The 17,676-nt window shown below is 71.6% G+C and carries 15 protein-coding genes; 11 read left to right on the top strand and 4 right to left on the bottom strand.

Annotation, left to right across the window (positions count from 1 at the left end):
- Window positions 1-6 precede the first annotated feature (6 nt).
- From BSB02_RS32005 to BSB02_RS31990, 4 genes are all read left to right on the top strand, one after another.
- Entirely contained in the window at window positions 7-1,689 is a 1,683-nt protein-coding gene (locus BSB02_RS32005; RefSeq protein ID WP_084964701.1) for a fibronectin type III domain-containing protein, read from the top strand.
- A gap of 85 nt (window positions 1,690-1,774) precedes the next feature.
- Complete coding sequence (locus BSB02_RS32000) at window positions 1,775-3,196, top strand: carbohydrate-binding protein (protein ID WP_240506821.1); 1,422 nt, start codon at window positions 1,775-1,777, stop codon at window positions 3,194-3,196.
- Window positions 3,193-4,992, top strand: a complete 1,800-nt coding sequence (locus tag BSB02_RS31995) for a chitinase (protein ID WP_084964699.1) — start codon at window positions 3,193-3,195, stop codon at window positions 4,990-4,992. Before BSB02_RS32000 ends, BSB02_RS31995 begins: the two co-directional genes overlap by 4 nt.
- 140 nt (window positions 4,993-5,132) lie before the next feature.
- On the top strand, window positions 5,133-6,509 hold the full coding sequence (locus BSB02_RS31990; RefSeq protein WP_084964698.1) for a hypothetical protein: 1,377 nt from the start codon (window positions 5,133-5,135) through the stop codon (window positions 6,507-6,509).
- On the opposite strand, the gene erm is transcribed toward BSB02_RS31990, so the two are convergent.
- Window positions 6,498-7,199, bottom strand: a complete 702-nt coding sequence (gene erm, locus BSB02_RS31985) for a 23S ribosomal RNA methyltransferase Erm (protein ID WP_240506832.1) — start codon at window positions 7,197-7,199, stop codon at window positions 6,498-6,500. The genes BSB02_RS31990 and erm overlap by 12 nt on opposite strands.
- Window positions 7,200-7,601: 402 nt before the next feature.
- On the opposite strand from erm, the gene BSB02_RS31980 reads away from it, so the two are divergent.
- The 6 genes from BSB02_RS31980 to BSB02_RS31955 are packed head-to-tail and all read left to right on the top strand — an operon-like array spanning window position 7,602 to window position 13,165.
- Complete coding sequence (locus BSB02_RS31980) at window positions 7,602-8,261, top strand: response regulator transcription factor (RefSeq protein WP_084964696.1); 660 nt, start codon at window positions 7,602-7,604, stop codon at window positions 8,259-8,261.
- Window positions 8,258-9,640, top strand: coding sequence for a sensor histidine kinase (locus BSB02_RS31975; protein ID WP_084964695.1), 1,383 nt, complete (start codon window positions 8,258-8,260; stop codon window positions 9,638-9,640). Before BSB02_RS31980 ends, BSB02_RS31975 begins: the two co-directional genes overlap by 4 nt.
- A 24-nt stretch (window positions 9,641-9,664) precedes the next feature.
- Window positions 9,665-10,192: a hypothetical protein gene (locus tag BSB02_RS31970; RefSeq protein WP_084964693.1), complete on the top strand. Its 528-nt coding sequence runs from the start codon at window positions 9,665-9,667 to the stop codon at window positions 10,190-10,192.
- Window positions 10,189-11,262 (top strand): peptidoglycan-binding protein, encoded by a 1,074-nt coding sequence (locus BSB02_RS31965; RefSeq protein WP_084964691.1) that lies wholly within the window; start codon window positions 10,189-10,191, stop codon window positions 11,260-11,262. The genes BSB02_RS31970 and BSB02_RS31965 overlap by 4 nt, the downstream gene beginning before the upstream one ends.
- A gap of 29 nt (window positions 11,263-11,291) precedes the next feature.
- The gene (locus BSB02_RS31960; protein ID WP_084964689.1) at window positions 11,292-11,969 is read left to right on the top strand and encodes an ABC transporter ATP-binding protein; all 678 of its coding nucleotides are present in this window, start codon (window positions 11,292-11,294) and stop codon (window positions 11,967-11,969) included.
- Window positions 11,966-13,165, top strand: coding sequence for an ABC transporter permease (locus BSB02_RS31955; RefSeq protein WP_084964687.1), 1,200 nt, complete (start codon window positions 11,966-11,968; stop codon window positions 13,163-13,165). Before BSB02_RS31960 ends, BSB02_RS31955 begins: the two co-directional genes overlap by 4 nt.
- 437 nt (window positions 13,166-13,602) lie before the next feature.
- Here the strand turns inward: BSB02_RS31955 and BSB02_RS31950 are convergent, their stop codons facing one another.
- Window positions 13,603-13,884: a hypothetical protein gene (locus BSB02_RS31950; protein ID WP_084964685.1), complete on the bottom strand. Its 282-nt coding sequence runs from the start codon at window positions 13,882-13,884 to the stop codon at window positions 13,603-13,605.
- Window positions 13,885-14,419: 535 nt separating this feature from the next.
- Between BSB02_RS31950 and BSB02_RS31945 the strand changes: the two genes are divergently transcribed.
- Complete coding sequence (locus tag BSB02_RS31945; protein WP_084964768.1) at window positions 14,420-15,274, top strand: hypothetical protein; 855 nt, start codon at window positions 14,420-14,422, stop codon at window positions 15,272-15,274.
- A gap of 252 nt (window positions 15,275-15,526) precedes the next feature.
- Here the strand turns inward: BSB02_RS31945 and BSB02_RS31940 are convergent, their stop codons facing one another.
- Both BSB02_RS31940 and BSB02_RS31935 read right to left on the bottom strand, forming a co-directional pair.
- Entirely contained in the window at window positions 15,527-16,189 is a 663-nt protein-coding gene (locus BSB02_RS31940; RefSeq protein ID WP_084964683.1) for a helix-turn-helix transcriptional regulator, read from the bottom strand.
- Window positions 16,190-16,202: 13 nt separating this feature from the next.
- Window positions 16,203-17,240, bottom strand: coding sequence for an AI-2E family transporter (locus BSB02_RS31935; protein ID WP_240506819.1), 1,038 nt, complete (start codon window positions 17,238-17,240; stop codon window positions 16,203-16,205).
- Between the last annotated feature and the right edge of the window lie 436 nt (window positions 17,241-17,676).

The following is a 17,676-nucleotide window of genomic DNA, read 5'->3' as shown; positions in this document are numbered from 1 at the left end:
GAGACCATGAGATTGCGTACGGCTGTCGCCCTCGCTGTGGCGATGGCGTTGAGCCCCCTGACGGCGGCGGGCCCCGCCCATGCCGCCCATGCCGCCTCCAGTTCCATCGCGGCCCTGGCCGAGTGGGCGCCCTGGACCGCCTACACGGCGGGCCAGCAGGTGACCTACAACGGCGTGACGTACCAGTGCCTCCAGTCGCACACCTCGCAGCCGGGCTGGGAGCCGCCGAACGTGCCCGCGCTGTGGAAGCCGGCGACGGGCGGCGGCGACACCACGCCGCCATCGGCGCCGGGCAACCTGCGGGTCACCGGCACCACCTCCTCCAGCGTCTCGCTGGCCTGGAACGCCGCCACCGACAACGTGGGCGTGACCGGCTACAACGTCTACCGCGGCGGCACGCTCGTCACCACGGTGACCGGCACCGCCTACACCGACTCGGGCCTGTCCCCGAGCACGAGCTACACCTACACCGTCCGCGCCCGTGACGCCGCGGGGAACCTGTCGGGCCCCAGCAACTCGGTCACCGGCACGACCTCGGGCGGCCAGGGTGTGCCCGGCCAGCCCGGCGCGCCGTCGGTGACGGGCGTCACGAACTCCTCGATCTCGCTGTCGTGGGGCGCCTCGTCCGGGACGGTCACCGGCTACCGGGTCTACGAGGGCGGCACCCAGCGGGCTCAGGTGACCGGCACCTCGGCCGCGATCTCGGGCCTGGCCGCCTGTAGCACCCACACCTACACGGTCCGCGCCTACAACTCGGCGGGCGAGTCGGCCGCCAGCGCGCCGGTCACCGGCACCACCACCGGCTGCACCAACCCCGGCCGCATGCCCGGAGCGCCCTACCTCTACATGGGCTGGGGCAACCCGCCCAACCCGGGCACCGTGATGGACGCCACCGGCGTGAAGTCCTTCACGATGGCGTTCATCCTCTCCAGCGGCGGCTGCACCCCGGCCTGGGACGGCAACCGGCCGCTGACCGGCGGCCCCGACCAGCAGGCGATCAACACGATCAAGTCCAAGGGCGGCAGCGTCCAGATCTCCTTCGGCGGCTGGCAGGGCAACAAGCTCGGCCCGAACTGCTCCTCGCCCGAGGCCTTCGCGGGCGCGGTGCAGCAGGTCATCAACGCCGTCGGCCCCGCGGTCGTGGACTTCGACATCGAGAACACCGACGAGTTCGAGAACTACACGGTGCAGGACCGCATCCTCAACGCCCTGAAGATCGTCAAGGCGAACAACCCGAACGTCAAGATCGTCGTCACCTTCGGCACCACCAGGACCGGCCCGAACTCCCACGGCATCCGGCTGATCAACCGGTCCAAGGAGCTCGGCGTGCCGATCGACAACTACACGATCATGCCGTTCGACTTCGGCAGCTCCAACATCTACACCGACACGGTCAACGCCTCCGAGGGCCTGAAGAACGCGCTGAAGTCCGCCTTCGGCTGGAGCGACGCCCAGGCCTACGCCCGCATGGGCATCTCCGGCATGAACGGCCTGTCCGACCAGCAGGAGCTGACCACCCCCGCGACCTGGACCCAGATCCGCGACTGGGCCAAGTCCAAGGGCCTGACCCGGCTCGCCTACTGGGCCGTCAACCGTGACCGGCCCTGCCCCGGCGGCGGCGTGACCTCCAACTGCAGCGGCATCGCGCAGCAGGACTGGGAGTTCACCCGGATCACGGCCGGCTTCTAGCCCGCCCAGCCGTACGGCTCGCGCCCCCGGCGACCCCCAGGGGCGCGAGCCGTACCCCACCCCCCACACGCACGGGACGGAAAGTATGAGACTCCTCAGAGCCCTCGTGCTCGCGCTCGCCGTCGTCATGGCCGCCGGGCTGCCCGCGCAGGCCCAGCCGGCCACGACGGTCACGGCGGCCACAGCGACCGTTCAGGCCGCCGCCGCGCCCTGGGCGCCCAACACCCCCTACGCCGCAGGCGCCCGCGTGACCTACAACGGCGTCGAGTACGAATGCCGCCAGGCGCACACCTCGCTGCCCGGCTGGGAGCCGCCGAACGTGCCCGCCCTGTGGAAGCCGGTCGACGGCGGCGGCACGCCGGGCGCCCCCGGCGTGCCGGGTACCCCCACGGTCACCGGCACGACCGACTCCTCGATCTCGCTGTCGTGGGGCGCCTCCTCCGGGACGGTCGCCGGCTACCGGGTCTACGAGGGCGGCACCCAGCGGGCCCAGGTGACCGGCACCTCGGCCACGATCTCGGGCCTGGCCGCCTGTAGCACGCACACCTACACGGTCCGCGCCTACAACTCGGCGGGCGAGTCCGCGTCCAGCGCGCCGGTCACCGCCACCACCACCGGCTGCACGGTCCCGCCGCCCGGCGAGATCCGCCACGCCCCCTACATCGACATCACCATGCCCACCCCGAGCCTGGTCAGCGCCGCCAACGCCACGGGCGTGAAGCACTACACGCTGGCCTTCGCGCTGGGCGACAGCACCGGCTGCAACCCCGCCTGGGGCGGCACCATCCCGATCAACGACTCGCGCATCATCGGCGACGTCAAGGCCCTGCAGGCCATGGGCGGCCAGGTGGTCGTCGCCAGCGGCGGCGCGCTCGGCCCCTACCTGGAGCACGTCTGCGGCACCAGCGGCGCGCTGCTGGCCGCCTACAAGAAGGTCCTCGACACCGTCGGCACCAACCACCTGGACGTCGACGTCGAGGCGTCGATCGACATCGCCAAGGTCAACACCGCGCTCAAGCAGCTCCAGGCCGAACGCGGCACGGTCGTCAGCTACACGCTCCGCGTCCAGGGCCAGGACTACGGCGTCGACCCGTTCTCGCTGGACATCCTCAAGGACGCCGCCGCACGCGGCCTGAACGTGATCGTCAACCCGATGCTGATGAACTTCGGCTACACCGGCACCTGGGGCGACGCGATGATCTCGGCGGCCCAGGCGACGCTGAACCAGATGCGCTCCGTCTGGCCCGGCAAGACCGACGCCCAGCTCAAGCGCATGCTCGGCGTCACGCCGATGATCGGCAAGAACGACACCGGCATGACCACCACGCAGGCCGACGCGCGCAAGCTGCGCGACTGGGCCAACGCCAACCACATCGGCTTCGTCGGCTTCTGGTCCGTCGCCCGCGACAACGGCGGCTGCCCCGACGGCCGGGTCTCGCCCACGTGCAGCGGCATCGCGCAGTCGCCGTACGAGTTCACCGGCATCTTCAAGGGATTCACCGGATGAGACCGCGCATCCTGGCCGCGGCGGCCGTCCTCGCGGTGACGGCCGCCGTCCTCCCCGCCACCTCGGCCCTGGCGGCGAACATCGCGACGAACCCCGGCTTCGAGGACGGCCTGACCGGCTGGACCTGCTCCTCGGCCGACACCGTCTCCAGCCCCGTCCACGGCGGAGCCAAGGCCCTGCGCGGCACCCCCGCCGGCGGCGACCACGCCCGCTGCCGGCAGACCGTCACCGTGCGGCCGAACACCGCCTATCAGCTGTCGGCCTGGGTCCAGGGCGGTTACGTCTTCCTCGGCGCGACCGGCGCGGGCATGACCGAGGCCCGCACCTGGGGCTCCCCGGGCGGCGCCTGGACCCAGCTGCGGACCTCCTTCACCACCGGCGCGTCGACCGCCTCCGTCACGATCTACCTGCACGGCTGGTACGGCCAGACCCCCTACCTGGCCGACGACGTCGTGCTGGACGGCCCCGGCGGCACGCCGGACACCCAGCCGCCCACCGTCCCCGGCAACCCGGCCGTGGGCGGCGCGACCGCCGGCTCCCTGACCGTGACCTGGACGGCCTCCACCGACAACGTGGGCGTGGCCCGCTACGAGGTCTCACGGAACGGCGGGGCGCCGGTCGCCGTCACCGGCACCAGCCACACCGCCACCGGCCTGGCCGCCGCCACGACCTACCGGTTCAAGGTGCGGGCCTGCGACGCGGCGGGCAACTGCTCGCCGTACAGCGCCGAGGTCAGCGGCACCACCACCAGCGGGGGAGGGGGCGGCGGGCAGCTGCCCAAGCGGGTGCTGGTCGGCTACCTGCACGCCTCCTTCGCCAACGGCTCCGGCTACGTCCGCATGGCCGACGTGCCAGAGGAGTGGGACGTCATCAACCTGGCCTTCGGCGAGCCGACCTCGGTCACCTCCGGCGACATCAGGTTCACCCGGTGCCCTGCCGCCGAGTGCCCAGGCGTCGAGTCCGAGGCCGACTTCGCCGCCGCCGTCCGCGCCAAGCAGGCGGCGGGCAAGAAGGTGCTGATCTCGATCGGCGGGCAGAACGGCCAGGTCCAGCTCACCACCACGGCCGCGCGGGACAGGTTCGTCAGCTCGGTGTCGGCCATCATCGACAGGTACGGCCTGGACGGGCTCGACATCGACTTCGAGGGCCACTCCCTGTACCTCAACCCGGGCGACACCGACCTGGCCAACCCCACCACCCCGGTGATCGTCAACCTCATCTCGGCGCTGAAGACGCTCAAGGCCCGCTACGGCTCGCGCTTCGTGCTGACGATGGCGCCCGAGACGTTCTTCGTCCAGCTCGGCTACCAGTTCTACGGCCCCGGGCCGAACGGCACGGCCGACCCGCGCAGCGCCTCCTACCTGCCGGTCATCCACGCCATGCGGAACGACCTGACCCTGCTCCACGTGCAGGACTACAACTCCGGCCCGATCATGGGTCTGGACGATCAGTACCACACGATGGGCGGGCACGACTTCCACGTCGCGATGACCGACATGCTCCTGGCGGGCTTCCCCATCATGCGCAACCCCGCCAACGTCTTCCCGCCCCTGCGGCAGGACCAGGTCGCCATCGGCCTGCCCGCCTCACCCCACGCAGGCAACGGCTTCACCACGACGGCCGAGGTCCACAAGGCGCTCGACTGCCTGGTGAAGGGCGCCAACTGCGGTACCTACCGGCCGCGCGGCGTCTACCCGAACCTGCGCGGCCTGATGGCCTGGTCCGTCAACTGGGACCGGTTCAACGGCCGGGAGTTCTCCCGCGCCCACCGCGCCTACCTCGACGCGCTCGGCTGAGCCGTACCTGGAAGTTGCCTGTGAGTCCGTGACCCGCCCTCGAACCCCTGGAGACGCCTGTGACGTGCCACTTCGTGGCGATGGCGCTTCAGGGGCCGAGTGGCGGGTCCCCGCAGGGGTACGGCAGTCTAGTCCTCACCATGGATTACGCAGTCCTCACAGGCATCGTCCTCGTCGGCGGCGTCGCGCTCGCCCTCGTCGCCCAGTGGCGTGACTGGCGGCCCTCGCTCACCACGGCCGTCCTCGTCGGCCTTGCCGTACGAGCCCTGCTGTTCTTCACGGCGGCCAACGACAGCTGGCAGCCGGTCGACTTCATGGAGAGCTTCAAGCCCGCCGGGGAGGCGGTGCTCAACAGGCAGGACCCGGTGCTGGGCAGCGAGGGCGGCTGGCACTTCCTGCCGACCATCCCCTACATCTACGGCATCCTGCTGTGGACAGGGATGCCGTGGGAGTACGCCGGGCGCCTGGTCACCGTGGTCGCCGACCTGGCCCTGGTGCCGCTGGTGGCCAAGCTGGCCGGCGGGGAGAGGGCCAACCTGCGCGCCCTGCAGTACGCGCTCAGCCCGCTGGCGCTGATGGTGGCCGCCATCCACGGCCAGGTGGAGCCGGTCGCGCTGGCCTTCGGCGTGGCGGCCTTCGTCGTCGCGCGCGGGCCCGGCTCGCCGTACCGGACCGGCGTGTCCACCGAGGTGATCCCCCGCCTGCGGCGCGGCGTGGCCGCCTACGGCGTGCGGACGGCCGCCAGGCGCGCGACCGGCCTGGCGCTCAGGTCCCTGCGGCCGGGCCCCGGCGACCGCGAGACGCTGCGGCGCGGGATGATCGCCGGCGTGCTCATGGGCCTGGCGCTGTGCGCCAAGAGCTGGCCGATCTGGCTGATCCCCGGGATGCTGCTGCTGTTGCCGAACCTGCGCGCCCGCATCGCCTCGCTGGTCATGACCGGCGCCGTGCCGGTGTTCTTCCTCGTCACCCTGCCGATCTTCGCGGGGACGTCGCTGGACCAGCTGCCCGCGGTCATCCGGGAGATCCGCAACATCCGGCCCATCGTGGGCGAGTACGGCTGGACGCCGTGGTTCACCGGCGGCGACTGGGCGCTGCGGCCCGACCTGGCCGAGTTCGGCACCAACCTCATCTACGTCACGCTGCTGGTCGTCGCGCTCGTGTGGCGGCGGGCCGACCCGATCGACATGACCACCGCGATGCTGCTGGCCTTCATGGTCGTCACGCCGCGGCTGGGCGCGCAGTACCTGCTGTGGTTCATGCCGTTCCTGGTGGCCAGGCCGACCCGCTTCGCCTGGCCGGCGATCATCGCCGTGTCGCTGTGGGCCGGCTACGGCTACCTCTACATGACGCAGTTCGACGTCAACACCTGGTGGTTCCTGCACCGCGACTGGTCGCGGGCCTCCATCGTGCTGCTGCCGGTGCTGGCGCTGGCGCTGCCGTGGGAACGCATCCGCTCCCGCGCGCAGCGCCCCGCCGCCGAGCCGTCGTCCAAGGAACTGCTGTCCTCAGCGGCGTAGCTCGCGGAACAGCGTGATCCACTGGTCGGGGTGGACGTAGGCCACCACGGTGTCGCGGGCGACGCCCGCGCGCTCGAAGGCCGACCGGTTGCCGAGCGAGCCGTACAGCGAGCCGCCCACGCCGGAGAAGCCCCTCTCGACCAGCAGGCGGTAGGCCCGGCCGTCCTCCACCAGCGGCTCGGGCCGCCGCCGGATGCGCAGGATCGCCGAGTCGACCGACGGGACCGGGCGGAAGCTGCTCCTGCCGATCCGCCCGGCCAGCTCCCAGCTGAACCACGGCCAGGTCGCCACGGTCAGCATGCTCCAGCGGCCGAAGTCACCCGACCGCTTGCGCGCGTACTCCAGCTGGGTCACCAGCGTCGCCGAGGTGAGCGACCTGGCGCGCAGGCACCAGTCCACGATCTGCGAGGTGATGGAGTATGGGATGTTGCCGACCACCGCGAACGGCTCGCGCGGCGGCCGGGCGGCGGTGAAGTCGCCCCTCACGACCCTGGCCTGCGGCACACGCTCCCGCAGCCTGCCGGCCCACACGGGGTCGATCTCGTAGGCGACCACGTCGGCGCCGGTCCGCACCAGCGCCCGGGTCAGCGCCCCGGTGCCCGCGCCGGGCTCCAGGACGAGCCCGGACGGCCGGGCCGCCGCGACCACCCGGTCCACGGCGCGGCGGTCGACGAGGAAGTTCTGGGACAGCTCGCGCCTGGCCTGGTCTCGCGAGCGACCGGGCTGGTTTTGTGAACGGCCGGTCTGGTTTTGCGAACGACCGGTCTGGTTGGTTGAACGACTGGGACGGCTCGTTGAACGACGAGCACGGGAAAACGACTGCGCCACGGCAGATGCCCTTCGGGGTCCTCGAGATGACGGGGTCTCGAAGGGCCCTGGCCCGCCAGGCGCGGACAGCGTGAAAGACAGCGTGAAAGGTCGCGTCAGACAGAAGCCGCCTGGCGGGCCAGGGCCCGGCCGCGGCGGATGCGCACGAAGAAGGCGGCGCTGAAGAAGCACGACATGCGCACGACGGTAGACAACCGCGCGGGTGCCGGGCAACCCAATATCGCTTTGATGCTCCTTTGAGCTTGCCCAGGTAATGCTGACGCCATGAAGGTCCTTGTCGTCGACGACGAGCCGAACATCCGCGCCCTGCTCGCCGAGACGCTGCGGCTGGTCTCCTTCGAGGTGCGCACCGCCGGGTCGGGCAGGGAGGCGCTGGCCGCCGCCAGGGAGTTCGGCCCCGACCTCGTCGTGCTGGACGTCATGATGGACGACCTGGACGGCTTCGAGGTGGCCAGGCAGCTCGACGAGCGCTACCCCGTGCTGTTCCTGACCGCCCGCGACACCGTCGAGGACCGCGTGCGCGGCCTGAAGCTGGGCGCCGACGACTACGTCGTCAAGCCGTTCAGCCTGGAGGAGGTGGTGCTGCGGGTCAAGGCGATCCTGCGCCGCAGCGCCGCGCCCGCCGACAGGCAGCTGCTGCGTTACGCCGATCTGGAGATGGACGTGGCCGCCCACGAGGTACGGCGGCGCGGCGTCCCGGTGGAGCTGTCGCCCACCGAGTTCAACCTGCTGGAGTACCTGCTCGCCAACGCCGGGCGGGTGCTCAGCAAGGCGCAGATCCTCGACAGCGTCTGGCGCTACGACTTCGACGGCGACTCCAGCATCGTCGAGTCCTACGTGTACTACCTGCGCAAGAAGCTCGGCGAGCCGCCGCTGATCCAGACCGTGCGCGGCGTCGGCTACACGCTCAGGACCCCCTCATGAGCCTGCGCAACCGCCTGGTGCTCATCGTCCTCGGCCTCACCGCAGTCGGCCTGCTCCTGGCCAACGCCCTCGGGCTGGCCATCCTGCGCGGCGTGCTCGTCGAACGCCTCGACGCCCAGCTCGCCCCGCTCAGGAAGGCCGCCGTCAGCCTGCCCATGATCAAGCAGGTCACCACCGAGTGGGGGCTGCTGGCCGCGGTGACCAAGCGCGCGGCCGAGAACATCCACATCACCACCTTCGACGCCGCCGGCCGGATGATCCCCGCCGCGAGCCTCGACCCCGAGAAGGGGCCCGACCTGGGCGACGTCCACGAGATCCCCCTGGACAAGCCCTTCACCGCGCCCGGCGTGAGCGGGGAGCACTCCTGGCGCGTGCAGGCCGTGGCCTCCGGCGACGGGCGGATCGTCGTCATGGCGCTGTCGATGCGCCAGGTGGAGGAGACCGAGCGGGCGCTGACGGCCATCAGCCTGGCCGTCAGCGGCGGCGTGCTGCTGGTGCTCGGGCTGGCCGCCGAGGCGGCCGTACGGCTCGGCCTGCTGCCCCTCACCCGCATGGAGCGCACCGCGACCAGGATCGCGGCCGGCGACTTCGGCCGGCGCATGCACGACACGGATTCCCGCACCGAGCCGGGACGGCTGGGTGCGGCCATGAACGTCATGCTCGACCGGCTCGAACGGGAGATCGCCGCGCGCACCGAATCGGAGGCCCGGCTGCGCCGCTTCCTGGCCGACGCCTCCCACGAGCTGCGCACGCCCCTCACCTCCGTGCGCGGCTTCGCCGAGCTCTACCGGCGCGGCGGCGGCGACACCGACGAGATGATGCGCCGCATCGAGGACGAGGCGGCCCGGATGGGCGTGCTGGTCAACGACCTGCTGACGCTCGCGCAGCTCGATGAGGAACGCCCGATCGAGCGAGGGTCCGTCGACCTGCTGGAGGTGGCGGCCGACACCGTGCGTGACGCCCGCGCCCGGCGGCCGGACCGCTCCGTCAAGCTGACGGGCAGGCTGGAGCCGGTCACCGTGCCCGGCGACGCCATGCGGCTGCGCCAGGTGGCCGCCAACCTCGTCGACAACGCGCTCGTGCACACCGACGCGCCCGTGCGGGTGCGGGTCGGTCGGGCGGGCGGCTGCGCCGTCCTGGAGGTATCGGACGACGGGCCGGGCGTGCCGCCCGAGCACGCGCCGCACGTCTTCGACCGCCTCTACCGCGTCAGCCAGGGCCGCTCGCGCGCCCACGGCGGCGCGGGACTCGGGCTGTCCATCGTCGCCGCCATCGCACGCGCGCACGGCGGCCGGGTCGAGCTGGACACCGCCCCCGGCCGCGGTGCCACCTTCCGCGTACTCCTACCCCTCTCCCAGGCGGTTCCGAGCTCGCCTTGAACTGCGCTCGGCACAGTCGGGCCCATGCGACTCACATTCTTCGCGGCGGCCGTGCTCGTGCTGGCCGCCGGATGCGGCACCGCCCCCACATCGGCCGGGGTGGCCTCGGTGTCGGGCGCCGGATCCACCCCCAGCGCCTCACCCAGCCCCACCTCGACCCTCGACCGCGAGGAGCGCGGCAGGAAGTTCGCGCAGTGCATGCGCGACAACGACGTCGACATGCCCGACCCCGACCCCAACGGCGGCTTCGTCGGCCGCACGACGATCAGGCTCGACGACCCGAAGGTGCAGAAGGCCTTCGAGGCATGTAAGGAGTACGCCCCGGTCAAGGAGCGGGGCGAGCTGTCTCCGGAGGACCTGGAGAAGCTGCGCAAGTTCGCCGCCTGCATGCGGGACAACGGCGTCGACATGCCCGACCCCGACCCCAACGGCGGCTTCGCCGGCCAGGTCGGCAAGATCAAGCGGGACGACCCCGACTTCGCCGAGGCCGTCGAGAAGTGCAACGCGGAACTCGGCGGCAAGGCCAAGGGAGCAGAGGGGGGCGGGAAGTGACGCAGCTCGCCGCGCCCCCGTCCGTCACCCGCCGGCGCCGCAGGCCCGCCCGCGTGGCGGCCTGGACCGGGGGCGCCGCCCTCCTGGCCGCCGCCGTCACCGCCGCGGCGCTCGGCTTCGGCGGCTCGTCCCCCGGTACGGCGACCGCCGTCCGCACCCCTCCCGCCACGGCCAAGGTCACCCGCACGACGCTCACCGACACCAAGACCGTGCCGGGCACCCTCGGCTACGGCGACCCCCTCACCGTGACCGCCCGTGGCCAGGGCACGATCACGTGGCTGCCCGCCGAGGGCGCCGTGATCACCCGCGGCCGCGCCGTCTACAGCGCAGACGCCGACCGGGTGCCCCTGCTGTACGGCACGATGCCGCTGTACCGGACGCTGCGCGACGGCGTCGAGGGCAAGGACGTCGAGGAGTTCGAACGCAACCTGGCCAAGCTCGGCTACGACGGCTTCGACGTCGACGACACCTTCACCTGGGCCACCCGCGAGGCGGTGGAGGACTGGCAGGACGACCTCGGGCTGCCAGTCACCGGCACGGTCGAGCCCGGCGACGTGGTCGTCGCGCCCGGCCCGCTGCGCGTCACCACGGTGAAGACGGCGCTGGGCGCCACGGCGTCGGGCCCCGTGCTGGAGGCCACGCGCACCACCAAGCAGGTCGCGGTCGACCTCGACGCCGCCGACCGGCACCTGGTGCGCCGTGGCATGAAGGCCACGATCGAGCTGCCCGACGGCTCCACGGTGGACGGCAAGGTCACCTCGGTCGGCAAGGTCGCGCGGCAGACCGGCGAGGGGCAGGACCTCACCACCACGGTGGAGGTGACGCTGTCGGTCGGCAAGACGTCGTTCGACACCGGGCCCGTCGACGTGACCGTCGTGTCGGCGCGGCGCGAGGACGTGCTGGCGGTGCCCGTCGGCGCGCTGGTCGCCCTGGCCGAGGGCGGGTACGGCGTGCAGGTAGTCGAGGGGACGGCGACCCGGTACGTGGCCGTCGAGACCGGCATGTTCGCCGACGGCAAGGTCGAGGTCACGGGCGTCGCGGAGGGCACGACCGTGGTGGTGCCGACGTGAGCACCAGTCTCGGGGAGCGTCCGGCCCTGATGGCCGAGCCGGGCGGCCGGGCGCCGATCGCCGAGCTCGTCGACGTCACCAAGACCTACGGCGAGGTGAGAGCCCTGCGCGGCGTCTCCCTGACGATCATGCCCGGCGAGCTCGTCGCCATCGTCGGCCCCTCCGGCTCCGGCAAGTCGACGATGCTCAACATGATCGGCACGCTCGACCGCCCGACGAGCGGCACGATCCGCATCGCCGGCCACGACGTGCACTCCCTCAACGACCGGCAGCTGTCGGCGCTGCGCGCCCGGCTCATCGGCTTCGTCTTCCAGTCCTTCCACCTGGCCGCCGGCGTGCCCGTGCTCGACAACGTCGCCGACGGCCTCCTCTACGCGGGCGTGGGGCTGCGCGAACGCAGGCTGCGCGCCTACGAGGCCCTCGACCGCGTCGGCCTCGCGCACCGCCTCGACCACCGCCCGCACGAGCTGTCCGGCGGCGAACGGCAGCGCGTCGCCATCGCCAGGGCGGTCGTCGGGCAACCCCGGCTGCTGCTGGCCGACGAACCCACCGGCAACCTCGACTCGCGCTCCGGCGCCGGAGTGACGGCCCTGCTGCGCGAGCTCAACGAGACGGGGACCACCGTGGTGATCATCACCCACGACCGGGACATCGCGGCCTCGCTGCCGCGCCAGGTCCACATGCTCGACGGCGAGGTACGCCCATGACCGACCTGCTCACCCCCGCGCGGATGAGCCCCGGCGACGTGGCACGAGTCGGCGGCGCCGGGCTTCGCACCCGCCCCCTGCGCGTGTTCCTGTCCGCCCTGGGCATCGCCATCGGCATCGCCGCCATGCTCGGCGTGGTCGGCATCTCCGCCTCCAGCCAGGAGGACCTCAACCGGCAGCTGGCGGCCCTGGGCACCAACCTGCTGAAGGTCTCGCCCGGGCAGAGCCTGTTCGGCGAGGCCTCCCACCTGCCGGCCGAGGCCGAAGGCATGATCGGCCAGATCCCCGCGGTCACCGCGGTCACCGCCATCGGCGTCACCGACGCCAAGGTCTACCGCAACGACCACATCCCGCCGACCCAGTCCGGCAGCATCGCCGTCGCCGCCGCGCGCCTGGACCTGCCGGCCGACGTGGGCGCCTCGCTGGCCGGCGGCACGTGGCTGAACGAGGCCACGCACCGCTACCCGGCCACGGTCCTCGGCTCGAAGGCCGCCGACCGCCTCGGCGTCCACCGCGCGGGCCCGGAGCAGCGGGTGTGGCTGGGCGGCCAGTGGTTCACCGTGGTCGGCATCCTCGCCCCCGCGCCGCTCGCGCCGGAGCTCGACACCGCCGCCCTGGTCGGCTGGCCGGTCGCCGAGGAGCGGCTCGGCTTCGACGGCTACCCCACGACCGTCTACGCCCGGGCCACCGAGGAGCACGTCGTCGCCGTCCGGGACGTGCTGGCCGCCACCGCCAACCCCGAGGCGCCCAACGAGGTGCAGGTCTCCCGCCCCTCCGACGCGCTGGCGGCCAAGCAGGCCACCGACGCGACCCTGAACGCGCTGCTGCTCGGCCTGGGCGGCGTCGCGCTGCTCGTGGGCGGCGTCGGCGTCGCGAACACCATGGTCATCTCGGTTCTGGAACGGCGCGCCGAGATCGGCCTGCGCCGCTCCCTGGGCGCCACCCGCGGCCAGATCCGCCTGCAGTTCCTGGCCGAGTCGGCGCTGCTGTCGCTCATCGGCGGGATCGGCGGCGTGGTGCTGGGCATCGGGGTGACGTCGCTGTATGCGACCCTTCAGAACTGGCCGACGATCGTGCCGGTGTGGGCGATGGTGGGCGGCATCGCGGCCACCTTGGTGATCGGCGCGCTGGCGGGGTTCTACCCGGCGGTGCGCGCCGCGCGCATGTCTCCTACGGAGGCCTTGGCGACGCCGTGAGGCTTTCTCGCGGTTTCTCCGGGATTCTTATGGAGTTTCTGGGTTTGGAGTTTCTGGGTTTCGAGGCGAGACGTGGCTGCCAGAGGGCTACGTCACTGTTCCCACGGGACCTTGTCGCGCATCCCCGGGAGGCTCTGGCACACGGCTCCCGGGGAGTCGCCACGCATGCTCAGGGCTTCGCCAAGCGTCCCCGGGGTTTCATGTGTCCCTCGGGGAGCCTTGCCACGCGGCTCCCCGAGGCCTTGCCACGGAGCTCCCGGGGGCTTTGCCGTACGGCTCCCTCGGGATGGACACCGTGACGATCTCCACGGCCGAACCTCCCCATAAGGTGACCGGAAGGGTTCACCGGGTTCGGTCGGAGCCGACCAGGGTCGGGGAATGCCGATGGCGCCTGGCAGTCACTGTTGTGGCAGTCACTCCTGCCCCGAGCGGATGCCTCAGCCGGTGAGGCCGGCCGCCTCCTCCCGGCCGAACGTGATCACCATGTACCTGCCGTTGGCGTAGCTGACCACTGGCCGCTGAAGCATGTCACCCACCCTGCGGGCGACCCTCTGGAACAACTCCACCATCTCCGGGGTGTCGGCGCTCACCTGGAACCGGCCGTTGGCAACGAGGTGCTCGGCGACGAGGGGAGCGAAGTTCGCTTCGGCTCGGACCTTCTCGTCCGTGCTGAGAGGGGTGCGTCGGGGTGCGGGCTGCGTGCCGAGAGGGTGGGCCATTACTGATCTCCTCGTGATCGCCGGTCTTCCAGAATGCCAGATGCGGTGACGAGACCCGGCAGAGGTTTCCGATCCCGGCACCAGGCGGATCCCATCTTGTGCCAGCTGTTCCTGTGCCCAGCCGGGGATCGCGAGCGTCGTCAAGCTGGCGTTCTGACTGGCTGTCGTTCTCCGCGACCGGAAAGCCGCCACACGCCGCTACGTGTCCGCCGGATACCAGCGCGGCGCCCACGCACCGCCCTGCCCACCGTGGAGTCCCAGGCCGCCGTGAAGTCCCCCAGGCCCTTCGGCGGGGTTCTCAGCCTTTCATGGGTTTCCAGCCCGGCACGGAACGCTTCGCCCACGGTGACCGTGACCTTCGCCGGGACGCCAGGAAACCAGGAAACCCGCCCGCACCCGGAGGCGGAACACCGGCGCACGCCGTCGATTCCGCGACGCGAAGGCGACTGCGCAGGAGGGCACACGCCGACGGCCGATTCTTCAAGTGGCCGATTTCTTCAAGACCGGCCATGCCCGCGCTCGTAGCGTGGCGGGCATGGACATCTTGTCGACAGCCGAGCAGTACCTGCACCTCAACGCCCGGCTCCTCGACCGGCTCCGCTTCGAGGCTCTCTTCCGCGGCGGCTCCAGATCCCGCGTCCTCGACGTGCTCCGCTGCTACCAGAACCCCGACGGCGGCTTCGGCAACGCCCTGGAGCCCGACCTTCGCGGTTCCGGCAGTCAGCCACAGCCGGTCGAGGTGGCCTTCTGGATCCTCGACGAGCTCGACGCCTTCGACGACCCCATGGTGCGGGCCGCCTGCGACTACCTCGCCTCGATCACCACACCGGACGGCGGCGTCCCCTTCGTCCTGCCCTCCGTGCGCGCCACCCTCCGCGCCCCCTGGTGGGAGACCGGCGACAACCCGCCGGGAAACCTCAACCCCACAGCCGCGCTGGCCGCCCTCCTCCACAAGCACGGCGTCTCCCACCCGTGGCTCGACCGGGCCACCGCTTTCTGCTGGGACGGCATCGCGCAGGTGAAGGAGACCACCCCCTACGAGGCACGCGCCATCCTGCCGTTCCTGGAGCACGCCCCGGACCGTGACCGCGTCGACGCCGAGTTCGCCCGGCTCCGCGACGCGATCCTCGACACCGTCACGCTCGACCCGAACGCGACCGGCGAAGCCCACTTCCCACTCGACTTCGCGCCCGCGCCCCTCCGGCTCCCGCTGTTCGACAGGGCGACGATCGACAGGCATCTGGACGCGCTGGTGGAGCAGCTGGCCCGGGACGGCGGCTGGACCGGGAACTGGGCGATGTGGACACCGGTGGTGCGCACCGAATGGGCGGGCTTCATGACCGTCCACCGGCTCAAGACGCTGCGCGCCTACGGACGCCTCCCGAAGTGACCGCGTCATCCGGGGCTCGCCAGTCGCTTCACCTTCCTGCGAACCGGTGAGCGCCTGACGCCCATCCTCCTGTCCGTGCGCCGTAACGGCGGCCGGCCACGCGCGCCCGGTGAGCGTCACCCTGGACAGGCGCCGGCCCCGGTCGGCGGGTGGCTCCAAGCCGGCTTGCCGTACACGACCCAAAGACCAGCACCCCAACGGCGGCGAGCCCACGCACGACGGCCAGGAAACGACAGGCAAGCCCAGGCAAGCTCAGGCGAGCAGTTGCTTCATCGGGACGCCGGCCAGGCGTTTGACGTCGTTGGCGAGATGCGCCTGGTCGGCATAGCCGCTGTCGGCCGCCACACGCGCCAGCGGCACGCCCGCCCTGGCCAGGCGGAGGGCGCGCTGGAAGCGGACGATGCGCTGGAGGGTCTTCGGAGGGTAGCCGAAGGCGGCGACGCTTCTGCGGTGGAGCTGGCGTTCGCTGAGGCCAAGTTGCCAGGCGACCTCGGCGACGCCGCCGCCGGAGCGCAGGGCCGACGCGATCGCCGGGGCGGCCGGGTCGGGCGGGGGAGCCTGCAGGAGCCGGTGGGCGACCGCGCGGAGCCGCTGCTCGACGGGGAGGTCCGCCAGGTCGGGCGCGAGGTCGTCGAGGGACACCCGCTGGTCGAGCAGGTCGCTGAGCGGGGCGGAGAGCAGGCCGCCGACGGCGCCGGGGCGGAAGCGGATGCCGAAGTAGGAGTCGCCCGGGCGCATGGGCGTCGGCATGGGGCCCGTGTCGGGACCGGCCACATGGGGACCCTGCGGGCCCCAGATGAGGTCGACGCAGCCGTCGGGGACGACGAGGTGGACGCCCTCGGCCGCGCTGGTCTGCTCCCAGACGCAGGCGATGCGGTGGGCCAGGCCGGCTGGCGGGGCGTGCTCGATGTACATGGCGTCTCCCAAGCTACGCCCGGCCGCCGACAATCCGTTCGTCGCCGGAGATGAGAGCGGCCGCCCAGGTGGCGCTGGGGTCGCTGTCGATCAGCAGGGCGCGCGTGAGGAGGCTGAGCGGGATGGCGAGGAGCGCGCCGAGCGGGCCGAGGACGAAGGCCCAGACGATCAGCGACACCAGAGTCATGGTGGTGGACAGCCCTACGGCGTCGCCGAGGAACTTCGGCTGGATGAAGGACTGGATGACCACGTTGATGGCGACATAGGCGGCGATGACCAGAAGCATTTTCTGCGGCCCGCCGTCCAGGAGCGCGAGGACGGCGGGCGGGATCAGGCCCATGATGAAGCCGATGTTCGGGATGTAGTTCGTGATCAGCGCGAGGACTCCCCAGAGGAGGGGGAGCGGGACGGACAGAAGATAGAGCGCCGCCACGTCCAGGATCGAGCAGATCAGCCCGAAGCCCGTGGAGACCAGCAGGTAGCGCCTGGTCTTGGCGGCGAACGTGGCCAGGGCGGCGACGAGATGGGGTCTGTTGTGTACGCCGGCGGCGATGATGCGGGCGATGACCGGCGCGTCCAGCGACATGGCCAGGAGCAGGATGACCATGAGGAAGAGGCTGGACAGGACGCCGAGCAGCCCGGTCAGCAGGCTCTGGGCGATGCCGACCACCCGGCTGGGGTCGAAGGACTGCATGACCTCGTTGAGCTGGGCGGTGCTCACCCCGAGCTCGCCGATGAGCCGCTGGGCGTCGGCGAGGAGCCGGCGGAACTGGTCGGCGTACGCGGGGAGGGTCGCCGCGAGCTGCGTCACCGACAGGCTGATGATCGCGACCATGCCGAGGAGCACGAAGACCACGATGAGGAACGGCAGAGCCACCTGGATCCACCGGGGCGAGCCCCGCCGGGCCAGGGCCGAGCGCACCGGTGAGACGGCGATGACCAGGACGAAGGAGAGGAAGAGCGGGCCGAGGATCGAGGAGACCTCCCGCATGCCGAACAGAGTGATCACCGCCGCGGCGGCTCCCGTCAGCGCGATCAAGGCTCTTGGCAACGGCCGGTCCCTCACGCCGCGTTCATACCCATGGGTTCGGGGCGGGCGCGGGTGAGTCCGCACGGCGACGGATCTGTGATCGTTCTGTGCCCGGTTGAGGCGGTTCGAGGCGTCTCGACCACTCTCGGGCGCTGCTAATCTTGACGAGCCGACGTCGTCGGGCGCAATCTCACTCCTCCACTCAGGCGGGTGTGGTGTGAGCTGCGCCGTGGTCGTCGGCGATCCCTGATGACAAGCCGGCTCGGGCATCGATTCGCGGATCGGTTGACGGGCTGGTAAGTTAGAAGGGTTGCTCCGGAAGCGGAGCGATGCGGATTCCCGCAAGCCCCGGCGAGAGTTGTCAAATCGAGCGATTTGACACGATCCGGCGGGCTTGTAAGGATGAAGAAGACGGAACGAAACGCGGGATGCGTCCGTTTCTTGAGAACTCAACAGT

This window comes from Thermoactinospora rubra, from assembly GCF_002093975.1.
In the GTDB taxonomy this organism is placed as follows: domain Bacteria; phylum Actinomycetota; class Actinomycetes; order Streptosporangiales; family Streptosporangiaceae; genus Nonomuraea; species Nonomuraea rubra_A.
This window is presented reverse-complemented; position numbering and strand designations above follow the sequence as displayed.